This window comes from Amphritea atlantica (assembly GCF_018860855.1).
Taxonomy (GTDB): Bacteria; Pseudomonadota; Gammaproteobacteria; order Pseudomonadales; family Balneatricaceae; genus Amphritea; species Amphritea atlantica_A.
Map to the genome: position 1 here is coordinate 26014 of NZ_JAHKQE010000034.1, position 15135 is coordinate 41148.

The following is a 15135-nucleotide window of genomic DNA, read 5'->3' on the forward strand; positions in this document are numbered from 1 at the left end:
CTAGCTACTTTGCTTTTCCCGCATCACGCAATAGAGGCGAAAGCCATAGATCGTATATAGGCAGTTTAAAAAGCCAAACACGATATCAAATAGGCTGCGCAGTATAAGTGATTCAATGCCCATGGTCTGAAGTAAGGTTTCGATCAGTAGGTTACTGCCGAGGAGTATAACAAACAGCACGGCCAGACCATTAAGCAGCGGCCAGAAGTATTCAGAGGTATCTTGCCAGCTGTTTCTTAACGCGTCGGTGGGGCTCGCTTTTTCGATCACGCTGAAGTATTCGGCAAATCCCCAGCGGGTCATCACATAGACACCGGGAATAAAAAACAGTAATAGGCCGAGGGCGATACCAAAGGCGCCAAGGAGCTTGGTCAGAAAGAGCGGCCCCCAACGTTGTAGACCGATCTTTAGAGCCTCTATGGTACTGATAGGCTCTTTGTTGACCACCGACTCGAGGTAGGCGATCGTTGCGCCAGCATAGAGTGGGAGAAAAACTAGGCTGGCGAGGTAGAACATCAAGATCGAATCGTTCATCTCGGGGTTTTCTGGATCGACCGATTGCATGGCGGTCATGCTAATCAGTGTGATCAGAATAATAAAGGGTAGCTGTATCCGCATAATAGGCTGCATATGGGCGCGGAAGAAGAACCAGGTTTGCTTTAGGTAAGTGGCGATCATGCTGTATTTGTCACTCGTGTTTAGTGCGGTTGGGCCAGTAGTATCAACTTAAAGCTACCGTTGTCGGCGATAACTTCTATGGTTGAGAACAGTTTTTTGGCTTTTCGTTCAAGCGGTATATGTAGATTCACCACAAAGCAGGCGATGCCGTCAGATTGTAGATGTCGGCGTGCTGCATTGAGGAAACGGTCGGTCATATCGCCTTCAACACTGAAGCCTTGATGAAAAGGCGGATTACAGAGTATCAGTGGATAGTGCTGGTCGATCTGTTCGGCGCAATCGGCCACAATCACGTCGCCATTAATGCTGTGCTGACGAAAGTTTTCTTCGCAGGCCAGTAGGGCTCCGGCATTATTGTCGGTCGCCGTGATCTTGCAGCCTAGCGGGGCGCAATTCATCGCCAGATAACCATAGCCACAGCCGAGATCGAGAGCGGTTTCCGGTGGTGTTGCGAGTCGTTCAGTGAATTGCGCGAGTTCTGAAATCAGAAAAGCACTGCCTTTATCGATCTTATTCCAACCATAGACACCAGGCTTACTGCGGTAGTTGAAGTGCTCATCGCTGGCCACTTCACGTAGCTGAGTGTAATCCTGATCGTCCAGTAATTCGCTATCGGCAGCGCCCGGTGATTGCAGAATTCCCATCCAGGTATTTTTGTCTAACTTGGATAGCTCCATCTGCCCAGCGAATAGTTTTTTCGCTTTATCCAGATAGGTTTTAATACCTTCGTTTTTCAATCCCGCGATGCTCAGTGTTCCGCCCGGTTTAAGGATGCGAATCGCTTGATTGATCACATGATGAACCACGGGTTTCTCTTTCGACACTCGGTAGATAATGTTATCCACACTGTGATCCGCATAAGGGCTGAAATCAAAGTCGGAAAATTGGCTATGCCAACCGGCGCTGTCTAGTTGCTGACACAGATCGAAACGGTTACTAATGACAGTGACCGCCGGATTTACCTTGCTGGTTTGATTGAGCAGGTTTTCATCGGCAACCCAAAGGGCTATACCGCTGGCATTATCCAGTTGTGGTTTTAAGAGGGCAAAGGCTGTATCAGTCATCAGAACGATTTCGCTTCGGCTTCAGTGAGAAAACGGTACTCACCCGGTTCTAGGTCATCATCTAAGCGGATCTGACCAATCTGTTCCCGGTGCAAGGCGGTGACTTTGTTACCCATGGCGGCAAACATACGCTTAACTTGATGATAACGGCCTTCATGCAGGGTGACTCTCGCCTGAGTAGCAGACAAAATCTCAAGTTCGGCCGGCAGCGTCGGTTTATCTTCGTTACGCAGGGTAATGCCTGTCGCAAACTGCTCGGCATACTCAGGGGTGATCGGTTCTGCAGTGCTAACGAGATAAACTTTATCGCACTGATGCTTAGGTGATGTAACTCGGTGCGACCATTGGCCATCGTTGGTGATCAATACGAGGCCAGTGGTGTCGATATCTAAGCGTCCAGCGGGATGCAGATCCCGTATGGTAACTTGGTCCAAGAGGTCGATAACAGTAGGGTGATCGCTATCTTCAGTCACGCAGACAGTGCCTTGAGGCTTATTCAGCATCAAATACTTCGGGCCAGGGGCCGCAACCTCATGACCTTCGAGTGTCACCTGATCATCGCTGAGAACTTTGTAGCCGTGATCCTGGCAAGGCTGACCGTTCACCTCGACATTCTTACATTTGATCTGCCGTTTAACTAGGCTGCGGGGTAAACCGGTTGCCTGACTTAGATATTTATCCAGTCGCATTGAATTTCATCTGCCTGTTATCTAAAAAGAGCTAGTATACCGGTACTCGTCAGAATGCAATAGGGCTGGTAATCAGCTAATATACGCCGTTCCGATATCGATCCATTGCCATTAACTGTGTGACTGCCTGTGAAGCTTTTTGTAGATAACCTTACCAATGTTGATTTTTCTTACCTACACCCTCAACGCGGCTTGCTGGGCGAGTCCTGGCTAGTGCAGCTAGTGCTCGATGGTGAGCTGAATGAAGAGGGGATGATTTGCGATTTTGGTATCGTTAAAAAAGCCGTTAAACATTGGTTTGATAATAGTATCGACCATGCGTTAGTGGTGCCGACCGAGATGGCCAACCTACATTCAGAGCAGCTGAATGGCGAAACAACGGTTAATTGGCGCTATCCAACAGGTGGTGAGTTCTACTGTCGTTCGCCGGAACAGGCGATCGTGCTGGTGGATATCGATGAAATTAATGAGCTTAGCTTGGCGGCTTGGTGTAAGGCCCAGCTCTTGGCGCTATTTCCCGATGAGGTGAAAGGGCTCGAGATCAGCTTTGTACCGGAAACGATCAACGGTGCATTTTATCATTACAGCCATGGCCTGCAGCAGCACGATGGCAATTGTCAGCGGATTGCGCACGGTCATCGTTCGCGTATCGAAGTCTTTTTAGATGGACAGCGGGATGCGGCGGTTGAGCAGCAATGGGCTGAAACCTTTAACGATATCTATATCGGTACTCGCGGCCACCTCGTGAGTGCAACCGATGATGAGCATCACTATTGTTATGATGCACCACAGGGAGAGTTTGAAATTCGTTTACCTGCACGTCACTGTTATCTAATTGATACTGAAACAACGGTGGAGCAGATCGCCTGTCACCTTGCAGCGCAGGTTAAGTTGTCTCATCCCGATCGAGAGGTGATGGTCAGAGCATTTGAAGGCGTGGGGAAAGGCGCGATTGCGACGGCCTGATTTGGGCCTAGCTAGTGGTGAATATCTGACGCATAAAAGCCTGAATGGCAGACATAAAAAAACGCGGCGAGCCGCGTTTTTTTTGTTACAACGGTTTAGCTACGTTCGATCGCAAGGGCCGTACCCATACCACCACCGATACACAGCGTTGCCAAGCCTTTCTTAGCATCGCGGCGAGCCATTTCATGCAGCAGTGAAACGAAGATACGGCAGCCTGAAGCACCGATTGGGTGACCCAGTGCAATCGCACCACCGTTAACGTTAACCAGCGTGGTGTCCCAGCCGAGTTCTTTGTTAACAGACAGAGCCTGAGCCGCGAAAGCTTCGTTCGCTTCAACCAGTTCTAGATCATCAACAGTCCAGCCAGCTTTCTCAAGGGCTTTCTGAGTGGCACAGATTGGGCCTGTACCCATGATAGATGGATCAACACCCGCAGAGGCATAAGCTTTGATGGTTGCCAGCACGGGCAGACCCAGTTCAGCGGCTTTCTCTGCAGAGCACAGAATCACGGCCGCAGCACCATCGTTGATGGTAGAAGAGTTACCAGCGGTTACGGTGCCATCTTTTTTGAAGGCTGGACGCAGTTTGCCCAATGCTTCTGCTGTGACGCCAAAACGTGGCTGCTCATCAGTATCAAAGACAATGGGGTCGCCTTTACGCTGCGGAATGACAACCGGAATAATTTCATCTTTGAACTTACCCGATGTAACGGCTGCTTCAGCTTTGTTCTGAGAGGCGGCAGCAAAAACATCCTGTTCTTCACGGGTGAAACCATACTTGTCGACAATGTTTTCAGTGGTGATACCCATGTGATAGTCGTTAAACGCATCCCATAGGCCATCTTTGATCATCGTATCAACCATTTTCCAGTCGCCCATACGGGTACCGTGACGGGAGTTTGGTAGGATATGGCCAGAGATGCTCATATTTTCCTGACCGCCAGCAATGATCATTTCAGCATCGCCACAGCGAATAGCTTGAGTCGCCAGTTGAATAGATTTTAAGCCAGAGCCACAGACCTTGTTAATCGTCATGGCGGGTACTTCAATTGGCAGACCAGCATTGACCGCCGCTTGGCGTGCAGGGTTTTGGCCACAGCCACCTGTCAACACTTGGCCAAGAATGACTTCGTCAATTTGATCAGCCGCAATACCGGATTTTTCCAGCAGGCCTTTGATAACAATCGTGCCGAGCTCGCTGGCAGGAACGGATGACAGAGAACCATTAAAACTACCTACAGCCGTACGGCCAGCAGCTACAATAACAACATCACGCATGATTATTCCTCTTGCTTATAAGATTGCTGCAGAAGTGTAGTCACATAGCGTGACGAATTTATGGCAGGTCAGTCAGTAACCTAACATGGAGTACTCTACAGCTATTTTGGTAATCATTTTTATTTGTGCAGTGCAGTACATCATAGACAAAAGGCTACTGCAATGGGGTTAGCCCTAGGAGGTGACGTGAAACATAAAAATTGCCACCGGCCTGAGAATTTAACAGGAGTTTTACCGATAGCCAAGCAGACTAAAGGTGGAGAAGGTCAGAGAATGGTGTTTTGAAGTTCGAGTGCCGCTTTGACGCGGCACCCGAGAATGGCTCAGAGATCGAGCATCATATTGTCGATCAGGCGAGCCTTACCTAGGTAAGCGGCGGCAATTAATACCAGCTCGGTATCGTCGCTGTCTGCCTGTTGCAGATCATCACGTTTAGAGATGCAATAGTAATCGCGTTTAAAGCCGGCTTGCTCTAGGGCGACCTGAGCTTCTTCCTGTAGATTCAGGTAATCACGTCGCCCCTCCGCTATTTGAGCGATGGTCGCGCGGATGGTCTTATTCAGAACTGGCGCGATAGCCATCTCTTCCGGTGTCAGATAGGCGTTACGAGAACTCAGCGCCAGATTGCTTTGGGCACGGGCAATGGGAGATCCTTGAATCTCAACAGGTAGGAATAGATCTTCCGCCATCCGGCGAATCACGAGTAACTGTTGAAAGTCTTTTTCGCCAAAGATGGCGACATCAGGCTGCACAATGCCGAACAGCTTACAGACCACGGTAGCAACACCGCGAAAATGTCCCGGTCGAGTCGCACCGCAATGAATATCAGAGATGCCCGGCACTTCGATCAGCGTTTGTATTACCTGGCCATTGGGGTACATCTCTTTAATGGTTGGGGCGAACAGATAATCGCAACTGGCCAGTTCGAGTTTCTCTTGGTCGGCTTCGAGTGTCCGTGGGTAAGCATCGAGATCTTCGTTCTCACCAAATTGCAGTGGATTCACAAAGATGCTGGCGACAGTGATGTCGGCATTATTATTCGATTGCTGGATCAATTGGATATGACCCGTATGGAGATTGCCCATCGTTGGGACAAAACCGATTCGTTTGCCCGCACGACGCTCCGCGCCGATAGCTTCACGCAGTTCGGCGATAGAATGGATAGTTTTCATGATTACTTGAATCCGTGTTCCGGTCCGGGGAAGGTGCCCGCTTTAACTTCTTCAGCATAGGCTTTAAAAGCGCCGGCGATATCGTTACTTTGCGCCATAAAGTTTTTCACAAACTTCGGACTGCGCCCCGGAGTAATACCCAGCATATCGTGCATAACGAGCACTTGGGCATCTGTGTCAGCCCCCGCGCCGATACCAATAACCGGAATCTCAACGGCTTGAGTGATTTCGCTGGCTAACAGTGAAGGCACGCATTCGAGCAGCAGCATTGCTGCACCCGCCTGTTCTAGGCGTACGGCGTCTTCAACCATCTGTTTAGCGGCATCATTATCGCGCCCTTGAATTTTATATCCGCCGAGTACGTTAACCGCCTGAGGGGTTAGTCCTAGATGGGCGCAAACGGGAATACCGCGTTGTGCTAGCAGGGCGATGGTCTCGTCCAGCCAAGCGGCGCCTTCTAGTTTGACGATATGGGCGCCCGCTTGCATCAGTGTAGCAGCGCTGTCCATCGCCTGTTCTGGCGTACCATAACTCATGAAGGGTAGATCAGCCATGATCATTGAACCCTGATTGCCGGCCTTTACGGCGGCCGTGTGGTATGCCATCTCTTCGACGGTAACCGGAAGTGTACTATCGTTGCCCTGCAGTACCATGCCCAGGGAGTCGCCCACTAACATCACCTCAACACCCGCGGTGCTGATAAGGTGAGAGAAACAAGCGTCGTATGCGGTTAGAACCGCAAACTTTTCACCGGCCTGTTTCCGCGCCATTAGTGTATGAAGGGTAATGCTGCTCATAAGAGAACCTGCTTATTTATTACTCACACGGGTGGGGATTATACCTAGGCCTTTTCGGATTAACTATTATCTATTGAGCATAGACAGCAAAAACGTTGTAACTGTTTGTTTTGTAATAGAGTTTGTTTGACTAAATTCGTTCGAGAGATCCGCTTTCACAGTTTTTAAGGCAGCTTGCGAGGCTTATTTTATGGGTAATGTGGAGGTCGGGGGCAATTTCAGCCAGAGGGTAAAGCACAAAATTACGTGCTTGAATAAAGGCATGGGGGACGGTTAATCGCTCGTTATTAATCTGCTGATCACCATATAGGAGCAGGTCTAGATCCAGTGTCCGTGGCCCCCAGTGCTGTATTCTGACGCGTTGGTGTTGTTGCTCAATAGCTTGTAGCGCATCCAGCAGCTCTAATGGCAGCAAGGTTGTTTCGACGCTGGCGACGGCGTTGATGTAGTCAGGCTGGCCGGGTGGGCCAACCGGATCGCTACGATACAGGCTGGAATGAACCAGCGCGCGACAGTGGTCTAAACGTTCAAGTTCAAGCAGGGCGGTGGCAACCTGAGTGACGGGGTGCTCTAGATTGCTGCCAAGGCCGATATAGCAGCGGGTCCATGTCACGCAGGATAACTCAGCCATTGTTCTGCTCAGGCTTCTTAGCAGGGCTGCGGCGACGTCTACGACGCTTCGGTGCCTCGTCCTTGGGTACTTCACGGGACATGTGGCTACGGATCTGTGGATTTTGAGTCTGGTAATCCGTCCACCATTTGCCCAAGCCTTCGAGATCTTCGCCGCTGTTTTCGCGTAGCATTAGCAGATCGTAAGCGGCTCTGAAACGTGGGTGCTCCATGAGACGGTCGGCGCGCTTACCTTGGCGGCGCGGTAGACGGAACTGTAACTCCCAGATCTCGCGGATCGGAGTAGAAAAGCGTCGAGGAATAGCAGTTTGTCTAATCTGTTCAGAAATGATCTGATTGGCGGCTTCATGCATCGCCGGAACCGTGTGCATGCCATCATTCTTTTGTAACTGGGCCATCCTTCGCTGCATTGGATACCACAGTAGCGCAGCAAACAGAAAGGCTGGGGTGACGCTCTTGTTCTGCTGTAAGCGTCGATCGGTATTTTGCAAAGCATTGAGTATCAGTTGCTCGACTGGTTGGCCTTGTGGATCATCGAGGCACTCAGCCGTTTGCCGGAAAACGTGCTCTAGTAGGCCGTATTTACGGAACTGATGAAATGACTCGATACCGTGGCCAGACTGAAATATTTTTAGCACTTCATCGAACAAGCGCGCCGGAGCAATATCTTTGAGCAGATAACCCAGTTCATATAGCGGGGCTTCGGTTGCAGGTTCAATGGTAAACCCAAGCTTGGCGGCAAAGCGTGCCGCTCGGAGCATGCGTACTGGGTCTTCACGATAACGTGAATCCGGATCGCCAATCATTCTCAGCGTACGATTCTGTAGGTCGTTAAAACCATTGGTAAAGTCGTAAACACAGTGATCTTTAGGGCAGTAATAGAGCGCATTGACGGTGAAGTCGCGACGCAGCGCATCTTCTTCGATAGTGCCATAAACATTATCGCGCACAATCATGCCGCTATCGTTCTGGCGGCCATGTTCACCATCGCTGTTTTTCGGCTGACTATCATGGCTAGCACGGAAGGTAGCGACTTCGATCATATCTCGACCAAAGCGAACATGCAGCAGCTTAAAGCGTCGACCGATCAGGCGTGAGCGACGAAATATGGCATGGGCCTGTTCGGGGGTGGCATTGGTGGCGACATCAAAGTCTTTGGGTTCTTTATCCATGAGTAGATCACGGATACAGCCACCCACTAGATAGCCTTCATAGCCTTCATCCTGTAAGTGATATGCTGTTTTCATCGCCGCATCGTTTAGCCGCCTGCGGGGAATTCGGTGGATCTCTTCAGGAATAAGCACTGGGCCACTGTTTTGCGGGCTGGCTTTGCCGGCTGATTGCTTTCGATTACTACCGAATAGTTTACGGATAAACGAGCCTATAGGTGATGAGTTTTTGTCCATATCTTACTGAGAAACTTACGCAGAAATAAGAGCGCAGAATAATAGCACAAAATACAATCAAAAAGCGTAGTTAAAGCCGTAGTTTATCTGATCTTTAGTGCCGGATGGCTGAGAGTTTTAGCGGAATGAAAAGGAGATGAGTAAGCTGGTCGCTTTTAGACAACAACTCAGTATTAGCTTGTTGTTTTTGTTTCTAATAGCACTGATTCGGGACCGTTGTATTGGGTGTCAATTCAGCGACCAGCTTGTAGAGCCTCATTTTTATTTTTATTCGAGGCAAGATACTTATCAACTAATAATCTGGGTTTTATTTTTATTATGATTATTGGTAGTAAGTGTTTTTTTTCTTCTTGTCTTAATAGTAGCACTTGCTGTGCCAGTTATTGTAACTATATGTTTTTGTTGGTATTTATTGTTTTTATCTATTATTTGTTACTAAGTGTTACCCCGTGAGGTAACAAAACTTGTTACCTTTCTACACATGCTGCACCTGCTTCATGGGGGATAAGTAACACTTCTGTTTGATCCGTATGCGACGTAGGTCTATTGCCCAATCTGTTACTCTTTCGGTTTGCGCGGAATACCAAGCTTTTGTCGCCGCTCCCATAAACATTTTCGACTGACTCCCAGCTTCTTAGCCAGTTTGGTTTCACTCATATTGTCTTGGTTTTCCAGTACGAAACGCTGAAAATAATCGTCCAAAGAGAGGTTTTGGTCCGCTCGTCGTTCTTTGAATCCGGTGTCGCCAATCAGAGAGTTACCACTGGCAAAGCTTGATTCCAGTTCCGCTAGCGAGTCAGGCTCAATATCTAAGCCAAGCAGATCGGTGGTAATCATATGATCATCAGCCAGAATCACCGCCCGCTCGATGGCGTTCTGTAATTCCCGTACATTGCCCGGCCAGTTATAGCGAATCATGGTGGTGCAGGCATCATCGCTGAATTTCAGTAGAGGAGAGCCCAGCTTGTCACAGCTTCGTTGTAAAAATTGCTGAGCAATTTCGATGATATCCTCACCTCGTTCACGCAGCGGCGGCATCTGTAACTCCATGACATAGAGTCGATAGTAGAGATCCTCGCGAAACTCGCCTGTCTTCGCGAGTGCTTTCAGGTTGCGGTGGGTGGCGGCAATCAGGCGGACGTCGACCTTGATCGATTTCACCGAGCCAACCCGGCGGATCTCGCTCTCTTGTAGGAAGCGTAGCAAGCGGGCCTGCGCTTCAAGCGGGAGTTCACCAATTTCATCGAGAAACAGAGTGCCACCATGGGCGGCTTCTATCAGGCCATTACGGGTTGCATCAGCACCGGTGAAGGCACCTTTTTCGTGACCAAAGAGTTCGGATTCAATCAAACTTTCTGGAATGGAGGCGCAGTTGACTGAGACCATTGGCGAACTGGCACGAGCACTCTGTTGATGAATCGCTCGGGCCGCCAATTCTTTGCCGGTGCCTGACTCACCTTGAATTAGAACAGTGGCATCGGTGCCGGCGACTTTCTGGATCCGACTGAACAGATTTTGCATCGCGGGGCAGTTGCCGACCATTTCATTACTACTATTCGGACGCGCACTATTTTTCGGAGTTGCGGCAGTGTCATCATCACTACGCAGTTTGATGATGTTAGCGATGGTTTCTAGGATTTCATCGTGATCAAAGGGCTTGGCAATATAATCCACGGCCCCCATTTTCATGGCTTCGACAGCGGAGCGCATGCTGGCATAGCTGGTCATAATGACGACCGGCACGGCTTTAGCGAGGTCGATCAGGTCGGTGCCGGGGGCACCGGGTAGACGCAAATCGCTGATGATTAGGTTGTAATCATTGAGATTAAACTGGTTGGTCGCTTCGTCAACAGACCCAGCATCGTCAACAGTATAACTATTTCGCTCCAGCAATCGCCGGAGGGCGGAACGTATAATAGGCTCATCTTCTACGATCAGAATGCGGCTCATTCGGTTTACCTTTGCTTCTTATCCTCGGGTCGCAGGTGTTTGTTATATTACAAACTTAAGCCTGTTAAATGACTGGGAGGGTGATAACCATCTGAGTGCCATTGTTCTGATTTTTATTGGCGGGACTCACTACGTTAATACTACCATAATGCTCCTCGATGATGTTATAGACCAATGACAGTCCCAGACCGGTGCCTTTGCCCGGATCTTTAGTGGTAAAAAATGGTTCGAATAGCTTATTAATGTGTTCTGGTGAGATACCGCTACCTTCATCGTTTATGGTGATGACGACTGAGTTGCTCTCGCGGGTAGCATCAAGCCAGACGGCGCCTTGGTCGGGTGAGGCATCGCAGGCATTATTGATCAGATTGATAAAAACTTGCATCAGTCGTTGAGGGTCGCCGCTGATATAGATTGCGCTATCAATTTTGTTGCTTAGTTGTAGCGCTCGGCCACGACTATCCATCGAGACCAGATGCAGGGCTTCATCGGTGAGTTCTTTCAGATTGATATTTTCTAGGTGTTGCTGCTCATCACTCTGGCCGGAGTGGGCGAAGCGCACCAGTGATTGAACGATACGGGTAATTCTTTGAGTTTGTGTAACGATCTGTTCCGCACTTTCAAGAATATAGGGATCATCGGTTTCATACTTGAGATTCTGCGCTAGGCAGGCAATACCCGTGACAGGGTTGCCTATCTCATGGGCGACTCCGGCTGCGAATCGGCCAATGGATGCCAGTCGTTCGTTATGGGTTAGTCGATTGACCAACAGCTGATTCTCGGTTTCGTTTTCTAGCAAAATCACCATGGACTCGGCGTCATCGGCGAGGCTGGCTTTATGTAAGCTAAGCCAGCAGTTTTCATCGTTAATCAATAAGTGTTGTGACAGTAGATGGCTGTTTTCTTGCCGCGAGAAATTGTTGAGTAATTCGCCCCAAGGCGCTGGCAGACTCAGTAGTTTGCGCGTTAAAACGAAGGATGATTGCAGTCCGGTGAAGTGCTCCATCTCTTCATTCCAGAAAATGATCTGACCCTTCTCATCGAGAGAGCAGGCTCCGAGAGGTAGGCGTTGCAGTGTCATCCGGTGGTGACGGCGCAGATTATCGAGTTCGGCGGCGAGACCGCTCAGGCGTGTTTGATAGGTTTCCAGCTGCGCCTCTAGCAAGTGAATATCTCGCGTACGATATTGGCCGACGGTCTCGGTTTTAATCTGTTGGTTGAGCAGGGTGCTCGCTTCAACCGGTCCAAACAGAGCACTAAGGCGGCTTTCGGTATGAGTTCGGAGTCTAACAAGGTCGATGGCGTTGAGTTCGCCACTGACGAGGTTGAGCTCATGCAGGGCTTGGTCTATTTCCCGTTTTGCAGTGGCTTTTCCCAGCCGAGGGCTGAGGAGCTCGATGAGTTCATCGCTGTGGCTGATATTGAGTTGAGGGCCTACCGGACGTTGCAGGCTGTTGTGTAGGCAGGCACTGGCGCTGGCGATCTCTTCGGGTGAGCTTCGGGTGAGCACTGAGGTGAGCAGAAAAATAATGATATTGGCGGTGAGTGCGTAGATCGCGATCTGATGCCAGTTGTCATAATCCATAATGACAGCGTCGGCACGAATGGTATCGCCACCGAGTAAGCCTGTTAGCATCGAGATAATCCAGATCCCCATACCTGCAATCAGTCCTAGGCAGAAGCCATTGCGGTTTGCGCCGGGCCAAAATAGCGTTGCCAGAATGCCGGGCAAAAACTGCATAAAGGTAATAAAGGCCAGGGTGCCTAGCCAATGCAAGTTGTAGTTAAGCCCGACGGTACTGTAGAACAGATAACTACTGAGCATCATAACGATAATGAGGATGCGTCTTAGCCAGAGCAAGCGGGAATATAAACGATCGGTTGCGAGGGGCGGTGTGAGCGGCAAAATAAGATGATTTTGCAGCATCGAGGCAATGGAAATCGTCGCTACGATGATGATTCCGCTGGCGGCGGTTAGCCCACCGATAAAGGCTAGGGTCGTGAGAAAATTAGAATCAAGCTGTATGCCGAGGTTTAGAATCAGGAAGGCGGGTTGATCGGCGATCCCTAGTTTAATACCAGCCCATAGGATTGGCGGTACCGCGAGTGCCATGATGAGCAGGTACAGTGGCATTCCCCAGCTGGCTTTGTGCAGGCTGTTAGATGATGTGTTTTCGGTAAACATCATATGAAAGGTGTGAGGCATGACAATAATGGCGGAGAAAAAGCCCAGTAACATGGTGCGCCACATGTCGCTGTCGAGTGGCGTGTCGAATATTGCCAACTCCTGTGGGTTTTGTTGCAGCCAGAGCTCTAAGCCACCGGGGCCATCCATCACATTAAATAGTGCATAGAGGGCAATGGTTACCATGGCGAACAGCTTGATCAGTGAGCCAGTGGCCATGGCAACAATAAGGCCGGTGCGGTTATAGCGTAGCGAGGGGTTGCGGGCCCCGACGAGAATGGCGAACAGGGCAATCAAGGTGCAGAAGCCGATGGCGATCTGGTCGGAAGAAAAATCTTGGTTAAGAATATGTAGTGAGTCGGATACCGCCTGAATCTGGATCGAGATTAACGGCAGAATCGCAATCAAGGAAAAGAGCGCGGTTAAGGTGCCTGCTGTCGCTGAGCGGAATCGGAAAGCGAACAGGTCCGCCAGTGAACTGAGTTGATAAGTACGGGTAATGCGTAAAATCGGAATGAGTATCACTGGGGCGAGAAAAAAGGCCCCTGACGCGCCTAAATAGGAGGCGAGGAAGCTATAACCGGACTCTTTTGCCAGCGCGAAGGTGCCGTAAAAAGTCCAGACGCTGGTGAATACGCCGAGCGACAGTACGTAGGTGACCGGATGGTAGATGATGCGTTTTGAAATCCAGCCGCGCTCAGTAATATAGGCGGTGCCAAAGAGCGCGGTCAGATAGGCGATAGCGATGAATATCAGTTCCGTTAGATTAAAATTCATCGCTGCGCCGCCTTCTTTCGAGAATAGCAATAATCAGGATCAGGGCTGCCCAGATAATAAAGGGGCGATACCAGGGGGTAGCCGAGTCGGGCCACCATTGATCGAGTAGGGGTGATAACAGATAGCCACCAATGACCAGCACGATGAGAACGCGGTAAAAATGCATCAGTTGCTCTCCAAAATAATACCCATACGCTTGGGAATAGCGTTGATATCCCAGTGTTCGACAGCCCATGCAAGGCATTCGTCGAGACGACAGTCGCTCAGTTCTGCCACCGGCTGCTGCCCCAGAAAACGTAACGCGCGAATAATCTGTTGGCGTGTCTGATGAGAATCCAGTGCGGGGGCCAGTGTTTGCTTACTGAGTTTTTGGCCTTGGAGGTTAGTAGCAACTGGAATGTGAGCATAGATTGGTTGAGGGTAACCGAGTTGCTGTTGTAGATGTATCTGCTTAGGCGTTGAGTCGAGCAGGTCTGAACCGCGGACAATGTGATTGATCTGTTGCGCGGCATCGTCAACAGTGACGGCCAGTTGGTAGGCAAAAAAACCATCACGGCGAAAGATAACAAAGTCCTCTATTGGATGATTAGCAGTCTGCGGGCCTTGGATAAGATCATCAAAGGAGTAATCCTCTGCGCAGATGCTGCGAATAGCGCAGCCGGTCCTGTGCTTCGGTGGATGGACACGACAATAGCCATCATAACGATTGCTGCCGGTGCGTTGGCGAATTTTCTGTCGCGAGCAACTGCAGGGATAGGCGAGCTGATGGGAGACAAGCTCTGTTAATGCGTCGTTATAGATAGATAGGCGATCACTTTGGTAGATCACTGGCCCATGCCATTCAAAGCCAAACTGTTCTAACGTTTTAAGAATACGGTCAGAGGCGCCTTTGACTACGCGGGGCGTGTCTAGGTCTTCGATGCGAACGAGCCAGCGACCATGATGTGCGCGGGCGTCAAGATAGCTGGCAAGTGCAGCCAAAAGAGAGCCAAAGTGGAGCGGGCCCGTGGGTGAGGGGGCAAAACGACCTGTATAGACCATTGCAAAAGCGGCCGACGATGTGTCAGCCGCGTAGAGTCAAATACCGAGCTGCTTCTCTTTGATCTCAGCCAGTGTTTTGCAATCAATACAAAGGGTTGCAGTTGGACGTGCTTCTAGTCGACGCACACCAATCTCTACACCACAGGCTGCACAGTAACCATAATCATCATCGTCGATGGTTTCCATCGCTTTTGAAATCTTATTGATTAACTTGCGTTCTCGGTCACGGGTCCGCAGTTCGAGGCTGAATTCCTCTTCCTGGCTAGCCCGATCACTAGGGTCAGCAAAGTTGGTTGCTTCTTCCTGCAGGTGATTTACGGTACGGTCGACCTCTTCCATTAGTTCCTGTTTCCAGGCGTTCAGGATGCGACGGAAATGATCTTTTTGAGCATCATTCATGTACTCTTCGCCTTCCTTAATCGGATAGGGCTCAAAGTGGGTGAACTGTGTTTCTTGATTCGGCATAGTTCTGCCTCGCTTCTCTCTCAACAGGTCGGGCAACC

At 49.9% G+C, this 15135-nt stretch carries 14 protein-coding genes; 1 reads left to right on the top strand and 13 read right to left on the bottom strand.

What is annotated here, in order from left to right:
* Genes KO512_RS15440 through rsuA form a run of 3 tightly spaced genes read right to left on the bottom strand, consistent with a single transcriptional unit; the run spans position 1 to position 2431 of the window.
* Positions 1-678 carry a hypothetical protein gene (locus tag KO512_RS15440; protein ID WP_215953251.1) on the bottom strand — a complete coding sequence of 226 codons (678 nt, stop codon included), beginning with the start codon at positions 676-678 and terminating at the stop codon, positions 1-3.
* Between the two features lie 20 nt (positions 679-698).
* Complete coding sequence (locus tag KO512_RS15445; RefSeq protein ID WP_215953252.1) at positions 699-1742, bottom strand: methyltransferase; 1044 nt, start codon at positions 1740-1742, stop codon at positions 699-701.
* Complete coding sequence (rsuA, locus tag KO512_RS15450; protein WP_215953253.1) at positions 1742-2431, bottom strand: 16S rRNA pseudouridine(516) synthase RsuA; 690 nt, start codon at positions 2429-2431, stop codon at positions 1742-1744. Before rsuA ends, KO512_RS15445 begins: the two co-directional genes overlap by 1 nt.
* 129 nt (positions 2432-2560) lie before the next feature.
* Between rsuA and KO512_RS15455 the strand changes: the two genes are divergently transcribed.
* On the top strand, positions 2561-3397 hold the full coding sequence (locus KO512_RS15455; RefSeq protein ID WP_215953254.1) for a 6-carboxytetrahydropterin synthase: 837 nt from the start codon (positions 2561-2563) through the stop codon (positions 3395-3397).
* Between the two features lie 95 nt (positions 3398-3492).
* On the opposite strand, the gene KO512_RS15460 is transcribed toward KO512_RS15455, so the two are convergent.
* The 10 genes from KO512_RS15460 to dksA form a co-directional block, all read right to left on the bottom strand.
* Positions 3493-4674, bottom strand: a complete 1182-nt coding sequence (locus KO512_RS15460; protein WP_215953255.1) for an acetyl-CoA C-acetyltransferase — start codon at positions 4672-4674, stop codon at positions 3493-3495.
* 323 nt (positions 4675-4997) lie between these two features.
* A complete protein-coding gene (gene panC, locus KO512_RS15465) occupies positions 4998-5846 on the bottom strand; it encodes a pantoate--beta-alanine ligase (RefSeq protein ID WP_215953256.1) in 849 nt (282 codons plus the stop codon).
* A gap of 2 nt (positions 5847-5848) precedes the next feature.
* Positions 5849-6643: a 3-methyl-2-oxobutanoate hydroxymethyltransferase gene (gene panB, locus KO512_RS15470; RefSeq protein WP_215953257.1), complete on the bottom strand. Its 795-nt coding sequence runs from the start codon at positions 6641-6643 to the stop codon at positions 5849-5851.
* A 130-nt stretch (positions 6644-6773) separates the two neighbouring features.
* Positions 6774-7274: a 2-amino-4-hydroxy-6-hydroxymethyldihydropteridine diphosphokinase gene (gene folK, locus KO512_RS15475; RefSeq protein ID WP_215953258.1), complete on the bottom strand. Its 501-nt coding sequence runs from the start codon at positions 7272-7274 to the stop codon at positions 6774-6776.
* Positions 7267-8679 carry a polynucleotide adenylyltransferase PcnB gene (gene pcnB, locus KO512_RS15480; protein ID WP_215953259.1) on the bottom strand — a complete coding sequence of 471 codons (1413 nt, stop codon included), beginning with the start codon at positions 8677-8679 and terminating at the stop codon, positions 7267-7269. The genes folK and pcnB overlap by 8 nt, the downstream gene beginning before the upstream one ends.
* A 558-nt stretch (positions 8680-9237) precedes the next feature.
* Positions 9238-10629, bottom strand: a complete 1392-nt coding sequence (locus KO512_RS15485) for a sigma-54-dependent transcriptional regulator (protein WP_215953260.1) — start codon at positions 10627-10629, stop codon at positions 9238-9240.
* Between the two features lie 64 nt (positions 10630-10693).
* Entirely contained in the window at positions 10694-13591 is a 2898-nt protein-coding gene (locus KO512_RS15490; protein WP_215953261.1) for a sensor histidine kinase, read from the bottom strand.
* Complete coding sequence (locus tag KO512_RS15495) at positions 13581-13757, bottom strand: hypothetical protein (RefSeq protein WP_215953262.1); 177 nt, start codon at positions 13755-13757, stop codon at positions 13581-13583. Before KO512_RS15495 ends, KO512_RS15490 begins: the two co-directional genes overlap by 11 nt.
* Positions 13757-14632 (bottom strand): tRNA glutamyl-Q(34) synthetase GluQRS, encoded by an 876-nt coding sequence (gene gluQRS, locus KO512_RS15500; protein WP_215953263.1) that lies wholly within the window; start codon positions 14630-14632, stop codon positions 13757-13759. Before gluQRS ends, KO512_RS15495 begins: the two co-directional genes overlap by 1 nt.
* A 36-nt stretch (positions 14633-14668) precedes the next feature.
* Entirely contained in the window at positions 14669-15097 is a 429-nt protein-coding gene (dksA, locus tag KO512_RS15505) for an RNA polymerase-binding protein DksA (protein WP_215953264.1), read from the bottom strand.
* Positions 15098-15135 lie beyond the last annotated feature (38 nt).

Bases quoted from the DNA above. Each gene is read 5' to 3' on its own strand.
- KO512_RS15440 (WP_215953251.1), bottom strand. From the start codon at position 678: ATGATCGCCACTTACCTAAAGCAAACCTGGTTCTTCTTCCGCGCCCAT.
- KO512_RS15445 (WP_215953252.1), bottom strand. From the start codon at position 1,742: ATGACTGATACAGCCTTTGCCCTCTTAAAACCACAACTGGATAATGCC.
- rsuA (WP_215953253.1), bottom strand. From the start codon at position 2,431: ATGCGACTGGATAAATATCTAAGTCAGGCAACCGGTTTACCCCGCAGC.
- KO512_RS15460 (WP_215953255.1), bottom strand. From the start codon at position 4,674: ATGCGTGATGTTGTTATTGTAGCTGCTGGCCGTACGGCTGTAGGTAGT.
- panC (WP_215953256.1), bottom strand. From the start codon at position 5,846: ATGAAAACTATCCATTCTATCGCCGAACTGCGTGAAGCTATCGGCGCG.
- panB (WP_215953257.1), bottom strand. From the start codon at position 6,643: ATGAGCAGCATTACCCTTCATACACTAATGGCGCGGAAACAGGCCGGT.
- folK (WP_215953258.1), bottom strand. From the start codon at position 7,274: ATGGCTGAGTTATCCTGCGTGACATGGACCCGCTGCTATATCGGCCTT.
- pcnB (WP_215953259.1), bottom strand. From the start codon at position 8,679: ATGGACAAAAACTCATCACCTATAGGCTCGTTTATCCGTAAACTATTC.
- KO512_RS15485 (WP_215953260.1), bottom strand. From the start codon at position 10,629: ATGAGCCGCATTCTGATCGTAGAAGATGAGCCTATTATACGTTCCGCC.
- KO512_RS15490 (WP_215953261.1), bottom strand. From the start codon at position 13,591: ATGAATTTTAATCTAACGGAACTGATATTCATCGCTATCGCCTATCTG.
- KO512_RS15495 (WP_215953262.1), bottom strand. From the start codon at position 13,757: ATGCATTTTTACCGCGTTCTCATCGTGCTGGTCATTGGTGGCTATCTG.
- gluQRS (WP_215953263.1), bottom strand. From the start codon at position 14,632: ATGGTCTATACAGGTCGTTTTGCCCCCTCACCCACGGGCCCGCTCCAC.
- dksA (WP_215953264.1), bottom strand. From the start codon at position 15,097: ATGCCGAATCAAGAAACACAGTTCACCCACTTTGAGCCCTATCCGATT.